Genomic DNA, 23,633 nt, shown 5'->3' with positions numbered 1-23,633 from the left:
GTCCGTCAGGTCGAGACTAAGAACCACTCGTCTCTTTTACGGTAGCAGAAGATGCATCAGAAGAAAAAGCTGGCCATAATCATCGAAGTCGATAGCTTCATCGGCGACATATTCCAACATCTGTCAAAAACCTACGAAGTCATGGCCATACAGCCGAAGACTTTCAAGGAAATCGAGACGGCTGTGGAATGGGCCGACATCGTCTGGTTCGAATTCTGCAACGAGCTCTTCGTCCACGCGATCAACCAGAACATCAAGCGACGCGGCAAGCGTGTCATCGCGCGCTGGCATCGTTTCGAGATCGTGGAATCGAATTTTCCCGATCGCATCGATTTCGGCGCCATCGACGATCTGATTCTGGTTTCGCATGACATGCTGCGTGTCCTGAAACTCAGGGCACCCCAGGTCACCCAGAAGACCCGTACCCACGTCGTGTGGAACGGCCTCAATCTCGACAAGTTCAAGCCGATCCCTTCGCTCGACAAGAAGAAGATCGCCTGGGCCGCCAAGCCCTTCATGCGCAAGAACCAGCCGCTGTTCCTGCAAATCATGCACTCGCTGGTGAAGCGCGATCCTTCCTACACGCTGCATGTGGCCGGCGAACAGGAAGAGTTCGTCATGATGCCGTACCTGAAGCGCACGACGGAAAAGCTCGGCCTCACCCGCAACGTCTTCTTCCATGGTTGGCAGCGCAACATGCCGGCCTTCCTGGCCGATAAGGGCGTGATACTGTCGACCTCGGTGCACGAGAGCTTTGGTTATAACATCGCCGAAGCCATGGCTGTCGGCGCCCTGCCGGTGATCCATGATTATCCCGGTGCGGAAGAATTCTGGCCCGACGAAATCCGTTTCTCGTCCGTGGATGAGGCCGTCGAAAAGATCATTGCCAGTCAGACCCATCAATGGACGCAATATGTCCACGAGAAATTCCCGCTCGCCAAGCAGCTGCGCGAACTCGACGTTGTCATGGGTGACCGGGTAGCCGAAGCACCCAAAACCTTGAATTGGGCATCCCTGGAACAGCAGGCGGGTTCAAATATGAAGCGGCCCGTCCCGCTTTGGCTGGCGCAGCGGCCAGCCCCCGCACAGCAGGCCCCACAGCCCGCGCCTATTCCGCAGGCCATATCGGTGCAACAGGTCCGCGAAGCCATGCCGGTTGCCGAGGTGGCGATGCAGCCGATGCAGCAGCCCTATCCGACACAGCCGCAACCCATCCCGGCACCATCCGTGGAGCGGCTTGCTCCCGTTACGCCGCTGGAACAGCCGATCCGTCGATCGGAAGCTGCGCCTTCCTTTGACTCCACCGGCTATTGGGAAGGCCGTTATCGCAGTGGCGGCAATTCGGGTGCCGGCTCTTATGATGTGCTCGCCAAGTACAAGGGGCAGTTTCTGAATAGTCTCGCCCGGAAGAAAGGGCTGAAATCCTTTGCGGAGATGGGCTCCGGCGACGGCAATCAGTTGAAATACTTCTCGTTCGACCGCTATACCGGCTTCGATGTCTCCAAGACGGTCATCGAACGCACGATGATGATGTATAGGGATAAGCCGAACTACAATTTCGTCTGGCTGGGCGATCAGTCGCTTGACTGGGAAATGCACGAGGACGCCTACGACTGCGCCTTGTCGCTCGACGTTCTCTACCATTTGGTTGACGACAATATTTACGTCAATTACCTTGACCAGCTCTTCTCCCTGCCGCAGCGCTATGTGGTTATCTACGCCTCCAATTTCGACGGCCCGGATATTCGTGGCGCGTCCCATGTCCGGCATCGCAAGTTTACGACGGACATCGCAAACCGGTTCCCGCAATGGAGCCTGCTGAAGCTGGTGGAGAACCCGTACAAGTTCAAGGAATCGACCGAGGCGGATTTTGCGATCTACCGCCGCGGATGGCCGGCGGCGCCTCTCTTTTTATTGCGAGCACATTGGGCGCCGAATACTATCTTAGCCGACTATCTTGGCGTCTTGCCGAGTATCAAATGAGGAGCCTGTTTCAGCCTGAGCGCAATATCCGCAGTCTCGAACGACTGCCTGCGCACGTTCTCATAGTCAGCTTGGCCATAATCTTCATAGCATTGCCGAACCAGCGCGAAGAAACGTTCCCTGAGATCCAGGGGCAATTGCGGATAGATCCAATCGAGCAAATCGAACTTGCTGCGAAGGAACCACTGGTAATAGGCCTCTTTCATCCGCGGCAGGCGCGCGAACAACGCCTCCACCTCCGCAAAGGCCTTGAAGACCTCGAAGCGCTTTTCGGTGAAGACATTGGTCAGCTGCGCCCTGTCCTGATAGACGCGGTGGCCGATGAGATAGCGATTCATCATGCCGATCTTCCGGGCGTGCAGATAGATGTGCCAGTGAGCATAGATATCGTTATGGACACGCGTCTCCGAGAAGTGCAGACCCGTTTCCCTGCATAGCTTGGCGCTCACGATCTTGTTCCAGGGGAAATTCACCGTGAACAGCAATCGCTCGCACTGATCGAGCGTAAAAATGCCTATATCAGTATCGCCGAGCAGCGCTTGCCAGGCATCATTATCGATCGGCAGCATCGGATCGAGACGACCGTTCTTCTCGGTGACATAGCGATAACGAAACACCATCACATCGCAGCCATTGGCTTCCATGTGATGGACGACTTCATCGATCGAGCGATGTGCTACAATGTCGTCCGCGTCGAGAAAGTAATAATAGTCGCCGCGCGCGGCGGCCATGCCGGCATTCCGGCTATATCCCGCTCCGCCATTTTGCGGATTGCGCAGCAAGCGCACCCGCTGATCGCGCTGAGCATGTCGCTCGACAATCATCGCGGTGGCATCGGGAGACATGTCGTCGACGACGATCACCTCCAGAACGTCACGATTTTCAAGAACCGCGGCAATCGTTTCACCGATGGATTCCTGCGCTTTATAGGCGGGAATGATGACGCTGACTTTGCTCACAGGGTCTCCTGATACTGACATGGATGCCAAACCCTGGAGGTATCGGTCGATCCATGTGCCTCGGGCTATCCGGCCATTTTCCAGGAAGAGGCACCCTCGAAAACGGCAATCGCTTCCTGCCGGGATTGCAGAATGCGCTGGCCGGAGCATAAAGAGCGGAACTTGCACTGAACTGGAGCATAAGCGCTTCCCACACTCGGATCGCTCAAAACTCTCCAGCCCCGCGAAAGCAATCCGGCTTATTCATGGATCGAAGTCCATGCATAGAATCGCGCTGATGCCTCGTGGAGAATATCGATGTCTTCTGCTCAAGTCCCCGTCCTTTCGATCTGCGTTCCGACCTATAACCGTCAGTTCATGCTCGAGCGGAACGTCAATTTCCACCTGGAAGAATTTCGGCGGCTAGGCCTCCCTTTCGAAATCGTCATTGTCGACGATTGTTCGACGGATGAGACCGCAGCCTACATTCAGTCGATCTCGCATCATCCGGAAATCAGCGCCTATCGTCGGGCGCGCAATTCCGGTTTCATCAGCAACTACGCCTTTGCGATGCAGAGAGCCCGCGGCCATTACGCGGTTTTCCTCGGCGACGACGATTTGCTGATCCCGGAAAAAGTCGTCGAATATCTTCGCATCATGGTGGACGACAAGAATATCGGCATGATCCAGGCGCCGTGGCTTCTGGTCGACGCGCGGCCGGGTGGCGGCGATATGGAGCCCTTCTATCACCTCTCCTATCCGACGCGTCACGCCAAGGGTGACTTCCGCTCTATGCTGGAATTCATTCTCGACCGTCACATCTTCCCCGAATTCATGATCATCCGGCGCGACGTTCTTCTGAAGTCGATTTCCAGCCCGACGCCGTTCATCTTCTGGGCATTCCTCTATACGACCCGCGCATTGGACAAGGCCGACGTGCTGTTCATGCCGGAGCCTTTCGCGCGCGTGACCGCCGTTTCCGACGATCCGCGCCTGCAGCAGGGCAACAAGGAGTGCATGTTCCAGTGGGATACCTATAGAGGCGGCCTCGAATACCTCGCCTCGCAGGCGCTGCGCGATAACCGCTATCCGCCTGACTACCGCGGCTCGCTGATGCCTCGCATCACCGAATTCATGCTGCAGCGCCAGGCGGTCGCCATGCGCCTGCATGTCAACGCGCAGAACTGGGTCGAAGCCTATATCATGTATCACCGCATGGCGGCCTACTTGCCGACGCCGTTGCCGCCGGAATCCTATGATCAGATCCGCAAGCTGGCAGGCATCTCCACCGCCGCAACGGAGGCAATCGCTTTCAACGGTGAACCCGTCATCATCGAACCGATCATCGACGACGCCACGATCAATCTTCTCCCACAGTCGATCCGGCAGCATCTCTCGAGAGAAGCGCCGCAGACCGGCAGCTATGGCGGCAATCCAAGGGCCTATCTCCGCTTCACCGAGGATTTCCCGGCCAATCCGGGTCCGAAGGACGGCCTGTTCAGCATCATGACCTATATCGATCAGTTCGTCTGAGATCTGACATCGAACGCCAAGGGGGCTCCGTCGCGCAATGCTCGGCGGAGCCTTTTTTATGGTTTCACATCAGCCGGGCAGCATTTCCGTCACTGCGATGATCGGCCCGAGCGGAAACAGGCTGTCGCGCCTTTGCCATTCCGGGATATCGAGGCTGGAGATGCTGCCATCGAGAAATAGCGCATTCGGACATTTCAACTCGTCGCGAAACAGCGTTGCAAAGTCGTGGAAACGCACCGCGCCATCGGAAATGGCGAAGACGACCTTGCCGTCAGAGGTAACGCCAACGCCGTTTCGTGTCTTTAAGCTCGGACTGTCGGCTAGAAATGACGGATGGACCTTGCCGCTGATGACCAGCATCGGGCCTGATTGGGTTGCGTAAAAAGGCTTGATGCCGGAAGCTGCGAATGCCTTGCTTTCCATGATCCCAGCCTTGCCCGACCCGAGATAGAAGACCCCGTTCGGCAGGAGATGAAAGTTGCCCCATCCCTTGTTGGTGTTGATCGCCTTCACCTCACGTCCGTTTTCGACAAAGAGGCCCACAGGAGACTGGTCGTCGAGATACATGCCGCCATTCATGGCAAAGCGCACGTAGATGCGATCCTGACGCAGATCATTTTCCAAGGCGCGGAAAGAGCCATAAGGCTTGCCGCTGCGATCGTTCTGGAAAATCTGAATGTCGTCGCTGACCGCATCGAAAGTGCAGACCGTATAACCCTCCCCGAGATGTTGGATCTTCCGACAGGCTTCGCCGGCCGATGCAGTGGCGGCAAAGGCAAGAACGGCAAGGACGACCATCAATCGAATCAAACGTATAGCCCCGCATGAATAACACAGGCTTCAGAACGCATCGCAATGCGGCGAAACAAGGAAGGTGTGACAACTAAAGCTGGAGTGCAGCCATATGGAATGCAAGCTGCGCGGCAGGATAACGATAGCCTGCCCCGACCGGGCAGGCATTGCGTGCAAGGCAGCCGCCGGCCATGCAGCCAGCCTGCCCAGTCGGCGTGCGCAAATGCGACCGGCAGACCGGAGCATCGAAGCCGGCTGCCGTTATCGCTCCAACGGGGCAGGCGGCAAGACAAGGCTTCTCCATGCATAGATCGCACGGATGCGGAGAAAACGGGGGCACCTTCATTGCTTCCAGCGCATCGGCAAATCCCAATGCGCCGCGATATCCATGCCACAGACCATAGTCCGGATGGATCAAGATGCCGAGCGGCGACGCTTTCAAGCCTTCGGCCTGCATGGCCCATCGCTGGAACGGCTGCCAAGGAGGGTCCGACGGAAAATAGGCCGTGGCCCCCAACTCGCTTGCCACCGGCTGGATAATCGCCTTCGACCAGTCGTCGAGGGGATCTTTGCGCGTCCTGTTGTCGGGCATATCCAGCCATTTCGAGAACGCCGGCCAGATCGAGCCGCCGATATTGCCGAGCAGGATGATGCTGCGGGCTGTCGTGCCATCGCTCAGGAGCGGCCCCTCGCCTTCGTTGAAAGACAGACAGCCGCGAACGAAAACTCCGTGGACGCCGAGCGCCGCACGGAGTTGTTCGAAGATGACGGGGCCGCGGCTCACCGTGGCCCCTTATATTCATAGTGCGGCCGCCAGACTTCTTTCTGGATTAGGTCGGCAACACGCGTCGCACCGCCTTGCTCCCTGGCGGCCTCGGGCTCTCTTCAGGTGAAGGCGTCCGGCATGGAATCCTTGCGCTTCTGGATATAGGCGAGGAGGGCCTCGTCGATGGCCGGATCGAGCGGCGGCGCTTCGTAGTGATCGAGCCAGGAACGGCAAAGCGCATTGGCGCGCTGCTCGATGCGCTTCTGGCCTTCGATCTCCCACTGCTCGAAGGAATTGTTATCGGCGAGCGGCGAACGATAGAAGGCCGACTGGAAATTTGCTTGCGTGTGGCCGCAGCCGAGATAGTGGCTGCCCGGACCGACTTCGCGGATGGCATCGAGCGCCTGGCCATTCTCCGAGAGATCGACGCCTTCGGCCATCTTCTGCATCATGCCGAGCTGGTCCTGATCGATCATGAACTTCTCGTAGGAGGAGACGAGACCGCCTTCGAGCCAACCGGCCGCATGCAGCACGAAATTCGTGCCGGCCAGCAGCGTCATGTTCAAGGTATTGGCCGATTCATGCGCCGCCTGTGCATCCGGCACCTTCGATCCGCAGAGCGAACCGCCGGTACGGAACGGCAGGCCGAGACGGCGGGCAAGCTGTGCTGCGCCATAGGAAACGAGCGACGGTTCCGGCGTGCCGAAGGTCGGTGCACCCGACTGCATCGAGATCGAGGCGGCAAAGGTGCCGTAAAGAACCGGCGAGCCCTTGCGGATCAGCTGCGTGAAGGAGGCGCCGGCCAGCACTTCGGCCAGAATCTGCGTCAGCGTGCCTGCCACCGTCACCGGGCTCATGGCGCCCGAAAGGATGAACGGCGAAACGACCGAGGCCTGATTGTGCCGTGCATAGACCTTCAAGGCGCCGAGCATGGTCTCGTCGAAGACCATCGGCGAATTGGCGTTGATGAGGTTCAGCGTCACGCAATTATTCTCGACGAAATCGTCGCCAAAGACGATCTTCGCCATCGCGATAGTGTCCTCGGCACGCTCCGGTGCCGTGACCGAGCCCATGAACGGCTTATCGGAATATTTGATATGGCTATAGACCATATCGAGATGGCGCTTGTTGACCGGGATATCGACAGGCTCGCAGACCGTGCCGCCGGACGAATGCATCGACGGCGCCATATAGGCGAGCTTCACGAAATTGCGGAAATCCTCGATCGTCGCATAGCGGCGGTTGCCCTCGAGATCGCGCACGAAGGGCGGGCCATAGACTGGCGCGAAAATCGTCGCCTTGCCGCCGACATGGGCGTTGCGGGCGCTGTTACGCGCATGCCAGGTAAATTCCTTCGGCGCCGTCTTCAGAAGCTCGCGGCAAAGTCCCTTCGGAAAATGCACGCGCTGGCCGCGTACGTCGGCGCCGGCCTCCTTCCAAAGTTCGAGAGCTTCCGCATCGTCGCGAAACTCGATGCCGATTTCTTCCAGAACCGTGTCGGCATTGCGCTCGATGAGCTGCAGGCCTTCTTCGTCGAGCACTTCGTAGACGCCGATCTTACGGGTGATATAGGGGAGTGAAGGGCCCGGCCCGCCGCCGCTGCGCGAAGCGCGCCGCGCTGCCGCGCCCCTGCCCTCGCTGCGCGAACGCCGTCCACCGCCATCATTGCCTGCAGCCGGTTGCTCAATCATATCGTCCATGATGTTTCCTCACTCCTGCGCATGGATGCGTCTATCAGGCCCCATGCTACCCGATTCCGCCAAGCGGACGTTCCTTAATGCGCCAGCAATTAGCATAGGACAGACATGGGCTGCTAATATCAACTGTTCTTCGTCCGTCGCGATTGATCCGCGCGACGTCGCATTCAAAAAGAGTTTTGGCGGCCTTCCGGTCTATCGGTAATGGCGGCAGTGTTTTATACAAGTCTCTGATGCATTGCACGAAAATGGGATGGAGCGCATGTCTGACGACGAAATCATTCTCTCGGAACTTTCTGATGAAGAGCTCGTGCAGCAGATGCATGACGACCTGTATGACGGCTTGAAGGAAGAAATCGAGGAAGCCACCAATATTCTCCTGGAGCGTGGCTGGGCCCCTTACGATATTCTGACCCAGGCGCTGGTCGAAGGCATGCGCATCGTCGGCATCGACTTCCGCGACGGCATTCTCTTCGTTCCGGAAGTTCTGCTGTCCGCCAATGCAATGAAGGCCGGCATGTTTATCCTGCGTCCGCTTCTTGCGCAGACCGGTGCACCGAAGCTGGGCAAAATGGTGATCGGAACCGTCAAGGGCGACATTCACGACATCGGCAAAAACCTCGTCGGCATGATGATGGAGGGCGCCGGCTTCGACGTCATCGACCTCGGCATCAACAATCCGGTCGAAAACTACCTCGACGCCATCGAGCGCGAACAGCCCGACATCCTCGGCATGTCGGCCCTGCTGACCACGACGATGCCCTACATGAAGGTCGTCATCGATACGCTGAAGGAAAAGGGCCTGCGCGACGATTACGTCGTGCTGGTCGGCGGCGCGCCGCTGAACGAGGAGTTCGGCAAGGCCGTGGGTGCTGACGCCTATTGCCGCGATGCCGCTGTCGCGGTCGAAACCGCGAAGGAGTTCATGAAGCGCAAGCACAACAGCCTGGCTGCCGGCGCCTGAGCCTTTATTTCTCCGAGCCGGCGACGAAAAGGTTGTCGCCGGCCCGCGGGCATCCCAAATGAGTTACTGAGCAGCCTTCTTGACGGTATGACCGGCATCTTCCGTTGCGTTGACGGCGTTTGCGGTATCCCTGCCCATGCCACGAATGGTGTTGGAGCACGAAGCAAGCACCATAAGCACGGCGAAGGCAGCGGCGATTTTGCTTGTTGTCGATACGGTCATCATCAGGAGCCCCTTTGAATGGATGTTGATCGGCAAGATTCGGAGAAAAACCCTCCGCCCGATAAACGCGCAGCAACTCAAAAAGTTCATGTGATCGCGTGCGGCGCAATCGCGCGCGAAATACTGGCGATCGTCCGAATAAACGGGCTCGACCACATCGACCTGCACTGTCTTCCCGCAATCTACCATTCCTATCCGCAGAAGATCGCACCGGCGCTGGAACAGGCTATTGCCGATGCCCGCTCGCGCGGGTTCGACAAGATCTTCGTCGGCTATGCAGATTGCGGCACCGGGGGAGATATCGACAGGATTTGCGAGCGCGAGGGAATAGATCGCCTGTCCGGTCCGCACTGTTACTCCTTCTTCACGGGCAACGAAGCTTTCGCGGCGCGCGACGACGACATTACCTCGTTTTTCCTCACCGATTTCCTGGCGCGACAGTTCGAAGCCTTCGTCATCGTCCCGCTGGGTTTGGACCGTCATTCCGAGCTGCGCGACATGTATTTTGGCAACTACCGCAAGGTGGTCTACCTCTCGCAGGAAGAGGATCCAATGCTGCAGGCAAAGGCGAAGGAAGCTGCCGCCTATCTCGGCCTGGACTATGAATATCGCTTCACCGGTTACGGCGATCTTGCCCGCGAGTTGCTGACCGTCTGACTACGACACCTACGTCGCTTTTCTATCTTCCTCCTCTTTGCCCGGACCGACATGCTGGACGACGGAAGAACATTCAATCACAGTTCGAACCCGATAATTTCAAAGGAAAATGCCCGTTGGGAACGCTTGCGGATAAGCTTTTCATGCGGCGTCGCTTTTCGGCATGTGCCGCGTCGTGGCGAGCGCAGTCCCGAGGTCTGTGGGCGTGCATTCTGGCGTGAAGAGGAGATTTTGCGCATGGCAGATCGCATTGTCGTTTACTGGCGGGACATTCCGGCCCAGGTCATCATCAAGAAGGGCAGGCAGACGGCAAAACGCGAGCTTTCGCTACGCTTTACCGAAGCAATTGACATGTGCGCCATGCGCACGGGTGCAGCCGAAACCGACGACTATCTGGCTGAATGGCGCAAGGCCGATCCCGTGCCTGTATCCGACGATCTCGAAGCCGAGGCGGACAAGGCCGCAACCGAGCTTGAGGCCGCGTATGATCGCGAGCGGCTGGTGGGGCTCGTAAAGGCCGGAGGCCGCGACAATGGCTGATGCCGTCCAGAAGCCTGGCAACGCCGCCGCGGGCTCGAAGGCGGCCAGCGGCGCCTACACGCCGGCCGGCGTCTCCCCTAACCGCCGCGCACGGCGCAAATATACGGTCCGTCTCTGGGCCGTGCGTCATTCACGTTTCTTGGAATGGTTCTACCGTCGCTTCGCCGACGCCTTCCTCCTGCTTCATCCGCTGTGGAAGGCATTCGGCTATGACCGCGTGGAGCGCCCGATCACCTTTATCGAGCGCAATGTGAAGGGCTTCCTGTTCGATTGCCGCATGTGCGGCCAGTGCGCGCTGTCGTCGACGGGCATGTCCTGTCCGATGAACTGTCCCAAGCAGCTGCGCAACGGCCCCTGCGGCGGCGTTCGCGCCAATGGCAATTGCGAAGTGGAGCCCGATATGCCCTGCGTCTGGGTGCAGGCCTGGAACGGCTCGAGGAACATGACAGAGGGCGATGCGATCCTGAAGGTGCAGAAGCCCGTCAACCAGTCGCTACGCGAAACATCTTCGTGGCTTCGCGTCACGGCCGAAGCCGCGGCAGCCCGCGAAGCGGCGAAAAAGGAAGCCTGAGCGATGTCGCATATCGATGAAAACCCGCTTGGCGTCCATCTGCCGCTCGATCCCCTGCCGGGCCACTATTCACTCGGGCGGCTGGAACGCGTGCTTCGCCGCGGCGAGTTCGCAGTGACCGCCGAATTGAACCCGCCCGACAGCGCCAATGCCGAAGACGTCTACGAGCGCGCGGCCATTTTCGAGGGCTGGGTTGACGGTATCAACGCCGTCGACGCTTCGGGTGCGAACTGCCATATGTCCTCGGTCGGCATCTGCGCGCTTCTGACACGCATGGGCTATGCGCCCATCATGCAGATCGCCTGCCGCGACAAGAACCGCATCGCTATCCAGGGCGACGTGCTGGGCGCAGCCGCCATGGGCGTTTGCAACATCATGTGCCTGACCGGTGACGGCGTGCAGGCCGGCGATCAGCCGGGCGCCAAGCCGGTCTTCGATCTCGATTGCATGTCGCTGCTCGAAACCGTGCGCATCATGCGCGACAACGCGAAATTCCTCTCCGGCCGCAAGCTGACCTCGCCGCCGAAGGTCTTTCTCGGCGCCGCCATCAATCCCTTCGCACCGCCTTACGATTTCCGGCCCTACCGGCTGGCGAAGAAGATCGAGGCCGGGGCGCAGTTCGTCCAGAGCCAGTATTGCTACGACGTGCCGATGTTCCGCGAATACATGAAGAAGGTCCGCGATCTCGGCCTCACCGAAAAGTGCTTCATCCTCGTCGGCGTCGGCCCGCTCGCCTCGGCAAAGACCGCCCGCTGGATGCGCTCGAACGTGCCGGGCGTCCATATTCCAGATGCCGTCATCAAGCGCATCGAGGGCGCACAAGATCAGAAGAAGGAAGGCAAGCAGCTCTGCATCGACATCATCAACGAGGTGAAGGAGATCGAGGGCGTTTCCGGCATCCACGTCATGGCCTACCGCCAGGAGGAATATGTCGCTGAAATGGTGCATGATTCCGGCGTGCTGAAGGGCCGCCAGCCGTGGAAGCGCGAGGCAAGCCGCAGCGATGCGCTGGTCGCCGAACGGCTGCACCAGATCAGCGAAGGCAGGGAAGAAAACCAGCAGGCCATGGCGGAGATTGCAGCCCACCATACGCCGCCGCAAGCGCATTGAGTTCTATAGATAGAGGCGGGCCAGGAGAGGAACCGGCCGGCTTGTAACCCAAATCACTGCACGATAGACCTGCTATCGGGCCAACTGACCAGAGGATCAGATATGACGCGTACCATCGTTGCCTCCGCCACCCGCGAGATCATCATAGGCTTCGACCAGCCTTTCTGCGTGATCGGCGAGCGCATCAACCCGACTGGGCGCAAGAAGCTCGCTGCCGAGATGATCGAAGGCAATTTCGATACCGTCATCAAAGACGCTCTGGAACAGGTGGCCGCCGGTGCGACCATGCTGGACGTCAACGCGGGTGTCACCTCGGTCAATCCGAACGAGACCGAACCGGGTCTTCTGGTGCAGACGCTGGAGATCGTGCAGGGTCTGGTCGACGTACCGCTCTCGATCGACAGCTCGGTCACGGCTGCGATCGAAGCTGCACTCAAGGTTGCCAAGGGCCGGCCGCTAGTCAACTCGGTCACTGGCGAAGAGGAAAAGCTCGAAGCCATCCTGCCGCTGGTCAAGAAATACGACGTGCCCGTCGTCGCCATCTCGAACGACGAGACCGGCATTTCCATGGACCCGGATGTACGCTTCGCCGTTGCCAAGAAGATCGTCGAGCGCGCCATGGATCACGGCATCAAGCCGCATGATATCGTCGTCGACCCGCTCGTCATGCCGATCGGGGCGCTGGGCGACGCCGGCCGTCAGGTCTTTGCACTGCTGCATCGCCTGCGCAACGAGCTGAAGGTCAACACCACCTGCGGACTTTCCAACATTTCGTTCGGCCTGCCGCATCGCCACGGCATCAATGCCGGTTTCATTCCGATGGTCATCGGCGCAGGCATGACCTCGGCGATCATGAACCCTTGCCGCCCGCAGGAAATGGAAGCCGTGCGCGCCGCCAACGTGCTGAACGGCACGGATGCCAATTGCACCAACTGGATCATGACTTACCGCGATTACAAGCCGGCCGAAAGCGGCGTCGCAGCTGCGGCAGCAACGGCGGCACCTGCCGCCGGCGGCGGACGCCGCGGCGGGCGTGCAGCGCGCGCGGGTGCAGGAGCAGCGAGGGAATAAGATGGCATCCGGTCGCGGCCTCTCCAACGATCTTGCCACACTCTGGCTGCAAGCGCCTGTCGTGATCGCCATACGGCTGCAGCAGATGTGGATGGACGCGCTTGCCGGCAGCGTGAACGCGGCTGAAATGAACCGGATGTTTTCAGAGAAGATGATGGCTGCGGCGGAAAGCGCCGTTGCCGTCAACGCAGCAATGGTGCAACAGGGTTTCGCGGCTCTGACGGCTGCAGGCGCGACAAGCCAGCGCAGCATCGCCGATGCGATCGCTCACGCCGCGATAAAACCCTATAGCAGGCGCGTTCGCTCGAACGTGCGCCGCCTTAGCAAATAGAAAGGCTGATCCGTGGCCGAAGCCAGCGACAGCGCGAAACCTCTCGTCCTTTTCATGCCATCCGGCAAGCGTGGCCACTTCCCCGTGGGAACGCCCGTGCTGGAGGCAGCCCGTCAGCTCGGTGTCTATGTCGAAAGCGTCTGTGGCGGCCGTGCGACCTGCGGGCGTTGCCAGGTCTCCGTGCAGGAAGGCAATTTCGCCAAGCATAAGATCGTCTCGGCCAATGATCATCTTTCGCCGATCGGGCCGAAGGAAAAGCGCTATGCCGAGGTGCGCGACCTGCCCGACGGCCGCCGTCTCTCCTGTTCCGCCCTCATCCAGGGCGATCTGGTCATCGACGTGCCGCAGGATACCGTCATCAATGCGCAGGTGGTGCGAAAGGCGGCCGACGAGCGTGTCATCGCCCGAGATGCGGCCGTGCATATGTGCTACGTCGAGGTCGAGGAACCCGACATGCACAAGCCGCTTGGCGATCTGGATCGCCTTAAGGCAGCAATCGCAGCAGACTGGAAATACGACAATCTCGAAGTGGATTTCCACCTCATCCCGCAGGTGCAGTCGATCCTGCGCAAGGGCGCGTGGAAGGTGACGGCCGCTATTCATCGCGATCAGGATAGCGAGCGCCCTCGCCTCATCGCGCTCTACCCCGGCTTGAAGAACGAAGCTTATGGCATTGCCTGCGATATCGGTTCGACGACAATCGCCATGCATCTGTCGTCGTTGCTGTCGGGCAGAACCGTCGCTTCAGCCGGCGCCTCCAACCCGCAGATCCGCTTCGGCGAGGATCTGATGAGCCGCGTCTCCTATGTGATGATGAATCCGGACGGCCGCGAAGCCATGACCAACGCCGTCCGCGAAGCGCTGAACGGTTTGATCGACAAGGTCTGCGCCGATGGCGGCGTGTCGCGCGAGGATATTCTGAACGCCGTCTTCGTCGGCAATCCGATCATGCATCACCTGTTCCTCGGCATCGACCCGACCGAACTTGGCGGCGCGCCCTTTGCGCTTGCCGTATCCGGAGCCGTGCATCTGAAATCGGCCGAGATCGGCCTGCCGATGAATACAGGCACACGCATCTACATGCTGCCCTGCATCGCCGGCCATGTCGGCGCCGATGCAGCTGCAGCAACGCTTGCCGAAGGGCCGCATCGCCAGGATGAGATGATGCTGCTGGTCGATATCGGCACCAATGCCGAGATCGTCCTCGGCAACCGTCACCGCGTCGTCGCTGCCTCTTCGCCGACAGGTCCGGCCTTTGAAGGCGCGGAAATTTCCAGTGGTCAGCGCGCCGCCCCCGGCGCCATCGAACGCGTTCGCATCGATCCCGTCACGCTGGAGCCGCGCTACCGCGTCATCGGCATCGAGCCATGGTCGGACGAGCCGGGCTTCGAAGAAGCCGCAGCTAAGATTGGTGTAACCGGCATCTGCGGCTCGGCTATCATCGAGGTCGTCGCAGAAATGTTCCTGACCGGCATCATCTCGGAAGATGGCGTCGTCGATGGCTCGATGGCTGCACGCTCGCCGCGCATCCTTCAGAACGGCCGCACATACTCCTATCTGCTGCGCGACGGCGAACAGCGCATCACGGTGACACAGAACGATATCCGCGCCATCCAGCTTGCCAAGGCAGCGCTTTATGCCGGCGTCAAGCTGCTGATGGATAAGCAGGGCATCGATCACGTCGACCGCATCGGCCTTGCCGGCGCCTTCGGCACTTTCATCGATCCCAAATATGCGATGGTGCTGGGACTCATTCCCGACTGCGAACTCGACAAGGTCAAGGCCGTTGGCAACGCCGCCGGCACGGGCGCGCGCATGGCACTACTCAACCGCGGCCATCGCCGCGAGATCGAGGAAACGGTCAGGAAAATCGAGAAGATAGAGACGGCACTTGAGTCAAAGTTTCAGGAGCATTTCGTCTACGCCATGGCCCTGCCGAACAAGGTTGACGCCTTCCCGGAGCTCTCGAAGGTCGTGACTTTGCCCGAGCGCAAGCAAACCTCTGACGATAGCGGAGAAAGCGGCGGCCGCAGGCGTCGCCGCAGCCGCGAGTAAGAAAACAATTTGGCCAAGAGATGGTTGACCGCGGTTCACGCGGCCATTTTGCGTCCGATCTCGACAAAAGCCTGGCGGATGCTGTCTGCCACCGCCTTCATCGGTCCGGTCATCTGCGATGCCGTCAGCAGACGGATGTCGAAGGACGTCAGCTCCGGCAGCCCTTCATTCGGCCCGAGTATTTCCATATCATCGGTGATGTAGGAGCGTGGGAATGGCGCCACGGCAAGGTCGGAGACGATCGCGGCGCGCTGCGCCATTGTATGGGCGCTGAGATAGGAAACGCGATAAGCACGCTTCTGCCGCTCCAGCTGCGCCATCGCTTCCGACCGCCAGATGCAGCCCTCCTCCCAGATGGAAATCGGCAGAGGATCGCGGCGATAGGCGGTACCGCACTTGGCACCTGCCCAGACGAGACGCTCCGTGTAGATCACTTCACCTTCGGTCGGGAAAGGACGCGTCGCGCAATTGATCAGCGCCAGATCCAGCCGCTGCTCTTCGATGCGCTTCTTGAGCTGGATGCTCATATCGACTGTTACATCGACCATGATGCCGGGATAGCTCTCTGAAAAGCTTTTAAGGATGCTCGGCAGCAGCCGCTCTCCGATATCGTCGGGAGCGCCAAGCCGCACCACGCCGCTAAGTTCGGGCATGATGAAGCGCGACACCGCCTCATTGGAGAGTGCCAGAATATTGCGGGCATAGGAGAGCAGCATTTCGCCGTGCTGCGTCAGGCTCACCGAGCGCGCATCGCGCAGGAACAGCGTGACACCGAGCTGCTCTTCCAGCTTCTTGATCTGCATGGAAACAGCTGACGGCGTGCGAAAGACGGCATCGGCCGCAGTCGAGAAATTTCCGGTTTCGGCAATCGCGACGAAGGTGCGCAGAACTTCATTGTCAAGCAACGGTATGGGCCGGCGAAACGGTACGGTCATATCGATTACCTTCAATTTTTCTGATGTTAAGCACCATATCATTTCATTTGTCTGAATGTCAACGAAGCACCATATTAGACGTAATGGAAATTCATCGCAGACAGCCTCGAAGGAGTAAGATAATGGCTGGCATGGTATCAGACGAAGCCTCACGGCTTTTCTCTCTCCTACGCCTCCGCAAAATTCAGCGCATGGCGCAGCACACGCTCGACGAGATTGCCACCCGCTTTCCCGCTCATCTGATCGATGACGTCAATGCGCGCGGCCTCCCGCCGGATCGCACCTTGGCGGCGCTTGAGCGAAAGCCCGGCAAGCTGCGTTCGTTCAAGAATACTAATGGCAGCTATAAGATCTATTCGTTTGATTGATGGATCTGGCAGGCCCATATTAAACCCGTGACATTTTGAGCGGTTGACACTGAAAGGACCCTGAAAATGACGACCATCAGCTATAGACAGACCGGCACGCGGAACCCGTTTCCGTCAGGCGGAAGTTACATGCCCTTCTTTTCTCGCATCGCTGATCGCTGGCAGCAGTGGCGCTCCCTTCGCGAGCTCGAATCTCTGTCCGATGACATGCGCAAGGACTTGGGCTGGCCGGCCGCAAACGAAATCAAGAAGCCGAAAGCCACCGATGATAGTGAAAGAGCATAACAACTGAAGGCGACGCTCAACCCAAGCGAGCGTCGCCTTTTGAACATTTCCGCATCCAGATGCGAATCGCATTTTAATCCTGAGAATTACCCACAAATATATTTCGTCGCTTGAGCATATCGCTCGCCTCCGCTTCGCTTCTCTCCTTCATGCCCGTATTTTTCATAGTAGACGCAAATATCCCTTTGCGGCCGCGATTATCCATGCCAATGTCGCTTATAGACCATCGGGCCGACGTATTTGACGCAAGGAATACGTAACGGCCCTGGAACATGGATTTTCACGACATGAGCAAGACCCCCATCAAGACGCGCTCCCTGGTTTTCTTCCTTGTTCCGCATTTCACCATGCTGCCGTTTTCTGCTGCGATCGAGACGCTGCGGATTGCCAATCGCATGCTGGGCTATCCCGCCTACACATGGCGGCTTGCCTCGACGGACGGTCAGAAAGTCTATTCTTCCAGCGGCATTGGACTGGAGGTCAATTCCTCCCTCACCGACGAGCGTCGCTATCTAGGCGGAGAGAACCGCCCGAACATGGTACTGGTCTGTTCCGGCATCTATGTCGAAGAATTCCACAACAAGTCGGTCAATGCCTGGCTGCGCGAGACCTACAATCGCGGTGTGGCCGTCGGCAGCCTCTGTACGGGCGCCCATGTGCTTGCCCAGGCGGGCCTGTTGAACGGCAAGCGCTGTGCGATCCACTGGGAAAATCTGCCGGGCTTTTCGGAAACCTTCCCGCAGGCGGAAGTCTATGCCGATCTCTATGAGGTCGACAGCAATCTCTATACATGCGCCGGCGGCACGGCCTCTCTCGACATGATGCTCAATCTCATCGGTCAGGACTTTGGCGAGAACCTCGTCAACCGCGTCTGCGAGCAGCAGCTGACCGATCGCGTCCGCAGCCCGCACGACCGCCAGCGCCTGCCGCTGCGTGCGCGCCTAGGCGTTCAGAACTCCAAGGTGCTGTCGATCATCGAGCTGATGGAAAGCAACCTCGCCGAGCCGCTGTCGCTTCTGGAAATCGCCGACGATGCCGGCCTGTCGCGCCGACAGATCGAGCGCCTGTTCCGCCAGGAAATGGGCCGCTCTCCGGCCCGCTACTATCTCGAGATTCGCCTGGATCGCGCACGGCATCTGCTGGTGCAATCCTCCATGCCGGTCGTCGAAGTGGCGGTCGCCTGCGGCTTCGTATCCGCCTCGCACTTCTCCAAGTGTTATCGCGAACTCTATAATCGCTCGCCACAGCAGGAGCGCGCCGAGCGCAAACTGACCATGTCGACCAACCGTACCGGCATCGTCGTGTGAGGGCGATGGAAATCAAGGCAAGCGGATCAGGCAGGCGGCTTACTGGGCCGCCTCTTGGGCCATCTTGAAATCGGAATAGACCTGATTTCGGCCATTGTGCTTCGCCATGTAGAGAAACTGGTCCGCGGCGTTGAGATAATTGTCGAAGGACTCGTAGCCGGCAATTTCCGCCACGCCGATGGAAACAGTCACCGAAAGCTCTTCGTCGTCGGCATGAACCTTCAGGCTGGCAAGGCTGAGGCGGACTTCATCACATAGCGCGGTCGCCGCACGCGAATTCATCTCTGCAAAAAGAATGGCGAATTCTTCCCCACCGAGGCGGGAGAGCAGATTGTCGGTGCCTTCCAGCAACCCGTGCAGTCGGCCGGCAACGGCTTTCAACACCTGATCGCCGATCTCGTGACCATAGGTGTCGTTCAGTTTCTTGAAGTGATCGATGTCGAGAATGGCAACCGAGCTTGGACGCTGGCGACGCAGGCATTCGTTGACCAGCCGCGGGCCATGATCATAAAAATAGCGCCTGTTGTAGAGCCCGGTCAGATAATCGCTAGCCGCTGCCGCCCGCAGTTGTTTCAGCTGTGACAGCGTCTCGACGTTCAACGCGATACGACATTGCAGCTCCTCCTGGACGAAGGGGCGGTAGATGAAATCGCTCGCGCCGGCCTTCAGGAATGTCGCAGACAGCAAACGATCGTTCGAAGATGATATGCCGATGATCCGCATTCGATCCGAGCCATAGCGATGGCGGATGCGGCGGGTCAGCTCATGGCCGTTCATATCAGGCATATTGTAATCAGTGACGACGATTTCGATGTCGTCGAATGTCTCAAGCATCGCCAGGGCTTCGATACCCGTGCCGGCTTCGGCGACCTGGAATTGCTGAGCATGGAGCAAATCCGTCAGCATTTTGCGGGCTGAAGGCACATCGTCCACAACCAAAACGCGCATCGACCGGTTGGCAATGGCACGCCTTACCGAGGAGACGAGATTGTCGAGGGCGAACTCGCCGTCCTTGAGCACATAGTCAACGACATTGCGCTCCATGATGCGATTGCGCGTCGCCATGTCGAAAGACGCCGTAAAGACGATGGTGGGAAAGTCATGGGCAACGGCAACATCCAGGGCTTCTCCATGGGCAGCATCCGGAAGGTTGAGATCGATCACCGCCATCGTGAAGCTGCTATCGGGCCCCGCCAGCACCTCGTTCAGCATTTTCAAGGAAGAGCAATGCGTTACAGCCAAGCCGAGTTCGGTTTCGAACCGATGCAATAGTACCGCGGAAAACATGCGCGAATCCTCGACCAGAAGTATTTTCTGGCTGCCATTGCGGTGGCTGATGCCGCCGCCGAAGGATCCCACATGCAGTACCATTTCCCGTCAATTCCTCCCACACCATCAGGTGCATGAATATTCAGTCAATTGCAGGTCTGCCAAACCGTCTTGCACGTATCCTGAACAGGATTCGTGAAAAAATTGGAACCGCTGATTGCGGAGATTTACATAAAAGTGATTTTTCCTCACTTTTCTTAAGGCTGTTTTGCCTGACTTGCCGCCCCTACGAGCTCTTTCCGTTCGGTTGAGCCGACTGAATCTGCAACAGAGTGTCGAGATTTTGATTCACGCGACAGTAGAACTCCTCATCGATGAATGGCCGGAGGATGAAATCATTGCCACCCGCCTTGAGGAAGCGGGCGGAAAGCAGCCGGTTGTTGGATGACGAGACGCCAATGATGCGCAACTCATGGGAGCCGGTGGTCGCGCGAATACGTCGCGTCAGCTCGAAGCCGTCCATGTCGGGCATATTGTAGTCCGTGACCATAAGGCCGACATCCGGGCTGGCCTTCAAGATTTCGAGTGCTTTTGCACCATTCTCCGCAACACTGACGCGGAAATTGTAGCGTTTCAGCCGGCTGGACAGCAAAGCGCGCGCCGTCGCGCTATCGTCAACGATAAGGACATGGTGACGATGGTTGGTCAAAAAACGGCAGATCGATTCCGCCAGCATATCCACCGCAAAGACATTGTCCTTGAGAATGTAATCCACCACATCCTTGGCGATCAGCTCGTCGCGCGTGCCTTCGAGAAAAGTACCTGTGAAGGCGATCGTTGGAATGCTGAGATCGACAAGATAGGCCAATGCCTCTCCCTTCTCGGCGCCTGGCAGGTTCATGTTCGAGATCGCCAGCTTGATCGGCTCCGACGACTTGTCGTAGGCGAGCTGCAGTTCTTCGAAATTGCGGCAGATCTCGACGTCGATGTCCAGAAGCTCCTTCAGCTTCGTACTGACCATCGATGTAAAAAGGTTGGAATCTTCAACGAGAAGAATGCGCGAGCCGGCAAGAGACGCACCGGAATATTGCATCCCCGAAACACCCAGAAATGGCATAATGAAAACCTGTTTTTGAAAATGATCCCCTCTGTATTCTTTTAGAACAAAGCCTTTGCGGATTTGTTAAGCCGACTGGTTTCCCGGAGGTGAAGAAAACAGCCCTCATTTGCCGCTTTCCAGGCGCGTTATCGCCTGGACTCCCGCGGCGGCGACATGCTCGAGATCCTGGATCCGACACGAGAGAAACAATCCCGAAGAGCGCCACACGCTTCCGTCGAGGAGCGCAAACTGCGAACTTCCGAGCGGAACCCACCGGAAGCGACGACCGGCATCATTCCCGCTCGCGACACCATGGCTCTGCTTCACCGGGTTCTGCCGGTAATCAGATCACTCCGCCGCGGTCCTGCCCCGGCGCCGGCCTGTGCTCTTCGCTTCTGATACCTTGCCTTCGTCCAACAAAGCGGAATCGTCTTTCACGTCATCCTCAGCCTCAGGCCCGTCTGCAAAATCCACCAAGGCATCGGCTGCGATATCCGGCTGCCTGCCTCGTCTGCCCTCGCGAACGATATGCAGCTCCTGATGCGGATAGGGAATGGAAATCCCCTCCTCATTAAAGCGCTTCAGGATTTCGATGCGCAGATTGTTGCGAATCTCCATGCCGTCGGAGAGATCGGACAGATAGAAGCGCATCTCGAAATCGAGCGACGATGGACCGAAGCGCAGGAACTCCACATGCGGCTCCGGATTCCTGAGAACCTTCGGAATCGAGCGCACCAGCTCCAGCAGGATATCCATGACCTTGCGAGGATCGGTATCATAGCTGACGGATACGGGGATTTCGGAGCGGGCGAGCCTGTTGCGATGCGTCCAGTTGCCGACGGACGCATTGATAAGCTCGGAATTCGGCACGATGATCGACTGCTTGCGGAAGGTCTCGATCTCGGTCGCGCGCACCGAGATGCGCTTGACGATACCTTCCGATGTTCCCGAGACGATCCAGTCGCCGACCTTGAACGGCCGCTCGACCAGCAGGATGAGGCCGGACACGAAGTTCGACACGATATTTTGCAGGCCGAAACCGATACCGACCGAGAGGGCACTGGCGACGAGCGCCAGGCTGGACAAATCGATGCCGGCAGCGGAAATGGCAAAGATCGCCGCCAATGCTATGCCGAGATAGCCGATGCCGGTTCTCACCGAGTTGCGGACACCCAGATCCACTTGTCCGCGCGCCATGACATTGCTGTCGAGCCAGCGCTGGAACCAGCGCGTGACCAAATAGCCGCCGGCAAACAGCAGAATGCCGACGAAGATGCCGAGCAGCGAGATCGACATGTTCCCGATCTTGATCTCGGTGAAGAGCCTGTAAGCGAAGGTTTCCAGATCCTGGATATGGAAACCCCAGGACAGCAGGATGAGCGGAATGCCCGTCAGCAGCGCGACGGCGTAGGTCGCAAGACCGGCGGCGAGACCGGCCTGATCGAGTGCCACTTCACGTAGCGTCAAGCGATTTTCCAGAAAGCGGCCGATGATCGTTTCGGCAAAGACGCCCTGCTTGGACACGGCCTTGCCGAGTTGGAAGCCGAGATACATGGTCGCGATGACGGCACTCGTCACGATCATCTGCGTCGCCATGAAGCGGGCCAACCCGACATAGCCGATGAACGAGGTGAAGATCACCAATATGCCGAGAACTCGAAGAATGATGGCCATCCCATGAGGCCAATGGCGGCCCGGCGCATCCGGATCGCCATTCTTGGCCAGCATCGGCGAGCCGAAGGAGGCCGCAATCAGGATAAGACCGATCAGCAGTGCCGCCAGGAAGCTTTTCGCGACGGTAACGACGACCGGCGATCCCAGGGACTCGCTGATGCGGTCGAAGACGTAATCCAGCCCGTTGACCACAGCCATGGCCTGCAGGCACCAGGTGAGCGAATGTGCCCCTTTGTTCGACAGCTTGACCAGGCGCCAATGCGGCCGGAACGGCGCGAAAACGGCATTGCTGAGGCGGCCGACAAAATAGACGAGGCCGATGAAGCCGAAGACCGCCGCCAGTATCGGCGCGATATCAGGCCGCAGCACATTGAAATTCGAGAGGAAGAAGAAGGATGTGACGAGAAAGGCCGCCAGCGACAACGTGCGGATCAGCGTCGACCAGAAGGCAACGGAGAGTCGGCTGATATAGGGCGGGTTCTCGACGGCCTCATCCTGCACGTAGTAGCGGCGGAACAGCCGATAACCACCGACAAGAAATATCAGTGCAGCGCCGATCGACAGGCAGACGGCGGCCAGGAACGAGGCAAGCTTGGCCTTGAGCACAAAGCCGATCCAGCTCGTCACGGCGGTACTGAACTTGACGCCCTCGTCGACCAGGGCCGCGCCTGCATCGTCGAATGTCGTGGTGGAAACCTCCGTCCGCTTGAATAGCGTCTCCGCAAACAACTTTCGGCGCATCTCCATGAATTGCATCGAAAGCCGACTGCTTTCTGCGGTCAGATTGTCTGCATCGAGGATCACGGCGCTGATCTGCGAGCGTTCGGCATTAAGCCTTTCGCGCTCCTGCGCGACGATCGGAGCCTCGGGTGGCTGGCCTTCCTTCGGAGCTGCACCGAGTTGTGTCAGGCGTGCATCGATCTCAGCGGTACGGGGTTTCAGGCGCGCGGAAATAGCAGCAGTGGTGCGATTGAGTTCGTCAACCTGGCCGGAAAGCGCCACGAGCGTTTCATCGTCCGCTGTTGCCTGCTTCGCTGCCTCCTGAAGCGATGCGTAGGTCTTCTTTGCCTTGCCCAGATCGGTGACGGCTGCATCCAGCAGCCCATTGGCGAGCTGCCCGGGTTGTTGATCCGTTTGCTGCGACGCCTGGGCCGGCTGCTGATCCTGCGCAAGGGCAGCCCCCGCCAACGGGTTGATGGCGGTAAACACGCTCAATCCCAGTAGCAAAAGGGACAATAGAAAAAGACGAGATTTCAGCGGGCGCAAGCAGAGCTCCTCGTTGCACATGAAGTCGCAGGCGGTGGATGACCGAAATCGCCGCAAAAATGGAGACTCGAGTCGCCCTATAGTAGGATTGCGAATTCCATAGTCTTTACGCGTACGCCTTGTAAGACAAAGAAAGGCGACACGAAGGCATTCCATGCCCTTATCCTGTCCGCAATCTCGCTCAAAACCGGGTATCGCCC

General features: G+C 58.7%; 22 protein-coding genes. 13 read left to right on the top strand and 9 right to left on the bottom strand.

Going from position 1 to position 23,633, the window contains the following annotated elements:
* Positions 1-51: 51 nt before the first annotated feature.
* Positions 52-1,983: a glycosyltransferase gene (locus PH562_RS03735; protein ID WP_285171491.1), complete on the top strand. Its 1,932-nt coding sequence runs from the start codon at positions 52-54 to the stop codon at positions 1,981-1,983.
* Here the strand turns inward: PH562_RS03735 and PH562_RS03730 are convergent.
* Positions 1,953-2,942, bottom strand: coding sequence for a glycosyltransferase family 2 protein (locus PH562_RS03730; RefSeq protein WP_285171489.1), 990 nt, complete (start codon positions 2,940-2,942; stop codon positions 1,953-1,955). The two genes, PH562_RS03735 and PH562_RS03730, sit on opposite strands and share 31 nt — an antisense overlap.
* 297 nt (positions 2,943-3,239) lie before the next feature.
* Between PH562_RS03730 and PH562_RS03725 the strand changes: the two genes are divergently transcribed.
* Complete coding sequence (locus PH562_RS03725; RefSeq protein WP_285171488.1) at positions 3,240-4,454, top strand: glycosyltransferase family 2 protein; 1,215 nt, start codon at positions 3,240-3,242, stop codon at positions 4,452-4,454.
* 69 nt (positions 4,455-4,523) lie between these two features.
* Here the strand turns inward: PH562_RS03725 and PH562_RS03720 are convergent, their stop codons facing one another.
* From PH562_RS03720 to PH562_RS03710, 3 genes are all read right to left on the bottom strand, one after another.
* Positions 4,524-5,252: a phosphodiester glycosidase family protein gene (locus PH562_RS03720; RefSeq protein WP_285171487.1), complete on the bottom strand. Its 729-nt coding sequence runs from the start codon at positions 5,250-5,252 to the stop codon at positions 4,524-4,526.
* 85 nt (positions 5,253-5,337) lie between these two features.
* Positions 5,338-6,030, bottom strand: a complete 693-nt coding sequence (locus tag PH562_RS03715; RefSeq protein ID WP_285171486.1) for a ferredoxin — start codon at positions 6,028-6,030, stop codon at positions 5,338-5,340.
* A gap of 101 nt (positions 6,031-6,131) precedes the next feature.
* Positions 6,132-7,712, bottom strand: coding sequence for a trimethylamine methyltransferase family protein (locus PH562_RS03710; protein ID WP_285171485.1), 1,581 nt, complete (start codon positions 7,710-7,712; stop codon positions 6,132-6,134).
* 259 nt (positions 7,713-7,971) lie between these two features.
* Here PH562_RS03710 and PH562_RS03705 point away from each other — a divergent pair, with 259 nt between their 5' ends.
* Positions 7,972-8,673 carry a corrinoid protein gene (locus PH562_RS03705; RefSeq protein WP_112334822.1) on the top strand — a complete coding sequence of 234 codons (702 nt, stop codon included), beginning with the start codon at positions 7,972-7,974 and terminating at the stop codon, positions 8,671-8,673.
* Between the two features lie 63 nt (positions 8,674-8,736).
* Here the strand turns inward: PH562_RS03705 and PH562_RS03700 are convergent, their stop codons facing one another.
* A complete protein-coding gene (locus PH562_RS03700) occupies positions 8,737-8,898 on the bottom strand; it encodes an entericidin domain-containing protein (RefSeq protein WP_015340221.1) in 162 nt (53 codons plus the stop codon).
* Between the two features lie 15 nt (positions 8,899-8,913).
* On the opposite strand from PH562_RS03700, the gene PH562_RS03695 reads away from it, so the two are divergent.
* From PH562_RS03695 to PH562_RS03665, 7 genes are all read left to right on the top strand, one after another.
* Entirely contained in the window at positions 8,914-9,552 is a 639-nt protein-coding gene (locus tag PH562_RS03695; protein ID WP_285171484.1) for a DUF1638 domain-containing protein, read from the top strand.
* Between the two features lie 237 nt (positions 9,553-9,789).
* Entirely contained in the window at positions 9,790-10,092 is a 303-nt protein-coding gene (locus PH562_RS03690; RefSeq protein WP_113230618.1) for a virulence factor, read from the top strand.
* Positions 10,085-10,663, top strand: a complete 579-nt coding sequence (locus tag PH562_RS03685; protein WP_285171483.1) for a methylenetetrahydrofolate reductase C-terminal domain-containing protein — start codon at positions 10,085-10,087, stop codon at positions 10,661-10,663. Before PH562_RS03690 ends, PH562_RS03685 begins: the two co-directional genes overlap by 8 nt.
* A gap of 3 nt (positions 10,664-10,666) precedes the next feature.
* Positions 10,667-11,773, top strand: coding sequence for a methylenetetrahydrofolate reductase (locus PH562_RS03680; protein WP_285171482.1), 1,107 nt, complete (start codon positions 10,667-10,669; stop codon positions 11,771-11,773).
* Positions 11,774-11,875: 102 nt separating this feature from the next.
* On the top strand, positions 11,876-12,844 hold the full coding sequence (locus PH562_RS03675; RefSeq protein WP_113230615.1) for a methyltetrahydrofolate cobalamin methyltransferase: 969 nt from the start codon (positions 11,876-11,878) through the stop codon (positions 12,842-12,844).
* 1 nt (position 12,845) lies between these two features.
* Positions 12,846-13,175: a hypothetical protein gene (locus tag PH562_RS03670; protein WP_113230614.1), complete on the top strand. Its 330-nt coding sequence runs from the start codon at positions 12,846-12,848 to the stop codon at positions 13,173-13,175.
* A gap of 54 nt (positions 13,176-13,229) precedes the next feature.
* The gene (locus PH562_RS03665; RefSeq protein WP_285171555.1) at positions 13,230-15,230 is read left to right on the top strand and encodes an ASKHA domain-containing protein; all 2,001 of its coding nucleotides are present in this window, start codon (positions 13,230-13,232) and stop codon (positions 15,228-15,230) included.
* Positions 15,231-15,265: 35 nt separating this feature from the next.
* On the opposite strand, the gene PH562_RS03660 is transcribed toward PH562_RS03665, so the two are convergent.
* A complete protein-coding gene (locus tag PH562_RS03660; protein ID WP_285171479.1) occupies positions 15,266-16,207 on the bottom strand; it encodes a LysR family transcriptional regulator in 942 nt (313 codons plus the stop codon).
* An 80-nt stretch (positions 16,208-16,287) separates the two neighbouring features.
* Here PH562_RS03660 and PH562_RS03655 point away from each other — a divergent pair, with 80 nt between their 5' ends.
* The 3 genes from PH562_RS03655 to PH562_RS03645 all read left to right on the top strand — a co-directional run bounded on the left by PH562_RS03655 (position 16,288) and on the right by PH562_RS03645 (position 18,125).
* Positions 16,288-16,533: a hypothetical protein gene (locus PH562_RS03655; RefSeq protein WP_167077950.1), complete on the top strand. Its 246-nt coding sequence runs from the start codon at positions 16,288-16,290 to the stop codon at positions 16,531-16,533.
* A 66-nt stretch (positions 16,534-16,599) separates the two neighbouring features.
* Entirely contained in the window at positions 16,600-16,818 is a 219-nt protein-coding gene (locus PH562_RS03650) for a YjiS-like domain-containing protein (protein WP_285171478.1), read from the top strand.
* 287 nt (positions 16,819-17,105) lie between these two features.
* Positions 17,106-18,125 carry a GlxA family transcriptional regulator gene (locus PH562_RS03645; protein ID WP_348627044.1) on the top strand — a complete coding sequence of 340 codons (1,020 nt, stop codon included), beginning with the start codon at positions 17,106-17,108 and terminating at the stop codon, positions 18,123-18,125.
* A gap of 39 nt (positions 18,126-18,164) precedes the next feature.
* Here PH562_RS03645 and PH562_RS03640 read toward each other — a convergent pair whose 3' ends face one another.
* From PH562_RS03640 to PH562_RS03630, 3 genes are all read right to left on the bottom strand, one after another.
* On the bottom strand, positions 18,165-19,496 hold the full coding sequence (locus tag PH562_RS03640; protein ID WP_285171476.1) for a diguanylate cyclase: 1,332 nt from the start codon (positions 19,494-19,496) through the stop codon (positions 18,165-18,167).
* A gap of 184 nt (positions 19,497-19,680) precedes the next feature.
* Positions 19,681-20,511, bottom strand: coding sequence for a response regulator (locus PH562_RS03635; RefSeq protein WP_285171475.1), 831 nt, complete (start codon positions 20,509-20,511; stop codon positions 19,681-19,683).
* Positions 20,512-20,841: 330 nt separating this feature from the next.
* A complete protein-coding gene (locus PH562_RS03630) occupies positions 20,842-23,433 on the bottom strand; it encodes a mechanosensitive ion channel family protein (RefSeq protein ID WP_285171474.1) in 2,592 nt (863 codons plus the stop codon).
* Between the last annotated feature and the right edge of the window lie 200 nt (positions 23,434-23,633).

This window comes from Rhizobium centroccidentale (assembly GCF_030182565.1).
Taxonomy (GTDB): Bacteria; Pseudomonadota; Alphaproteobacteria; order Rhizobiales; family Rhizobiaceae; genus Rhizobium.
Note: the sequence above shows the minus strand (reverse complement) of the source record. Positions and strands in the feature narration are given on the sequence as shown.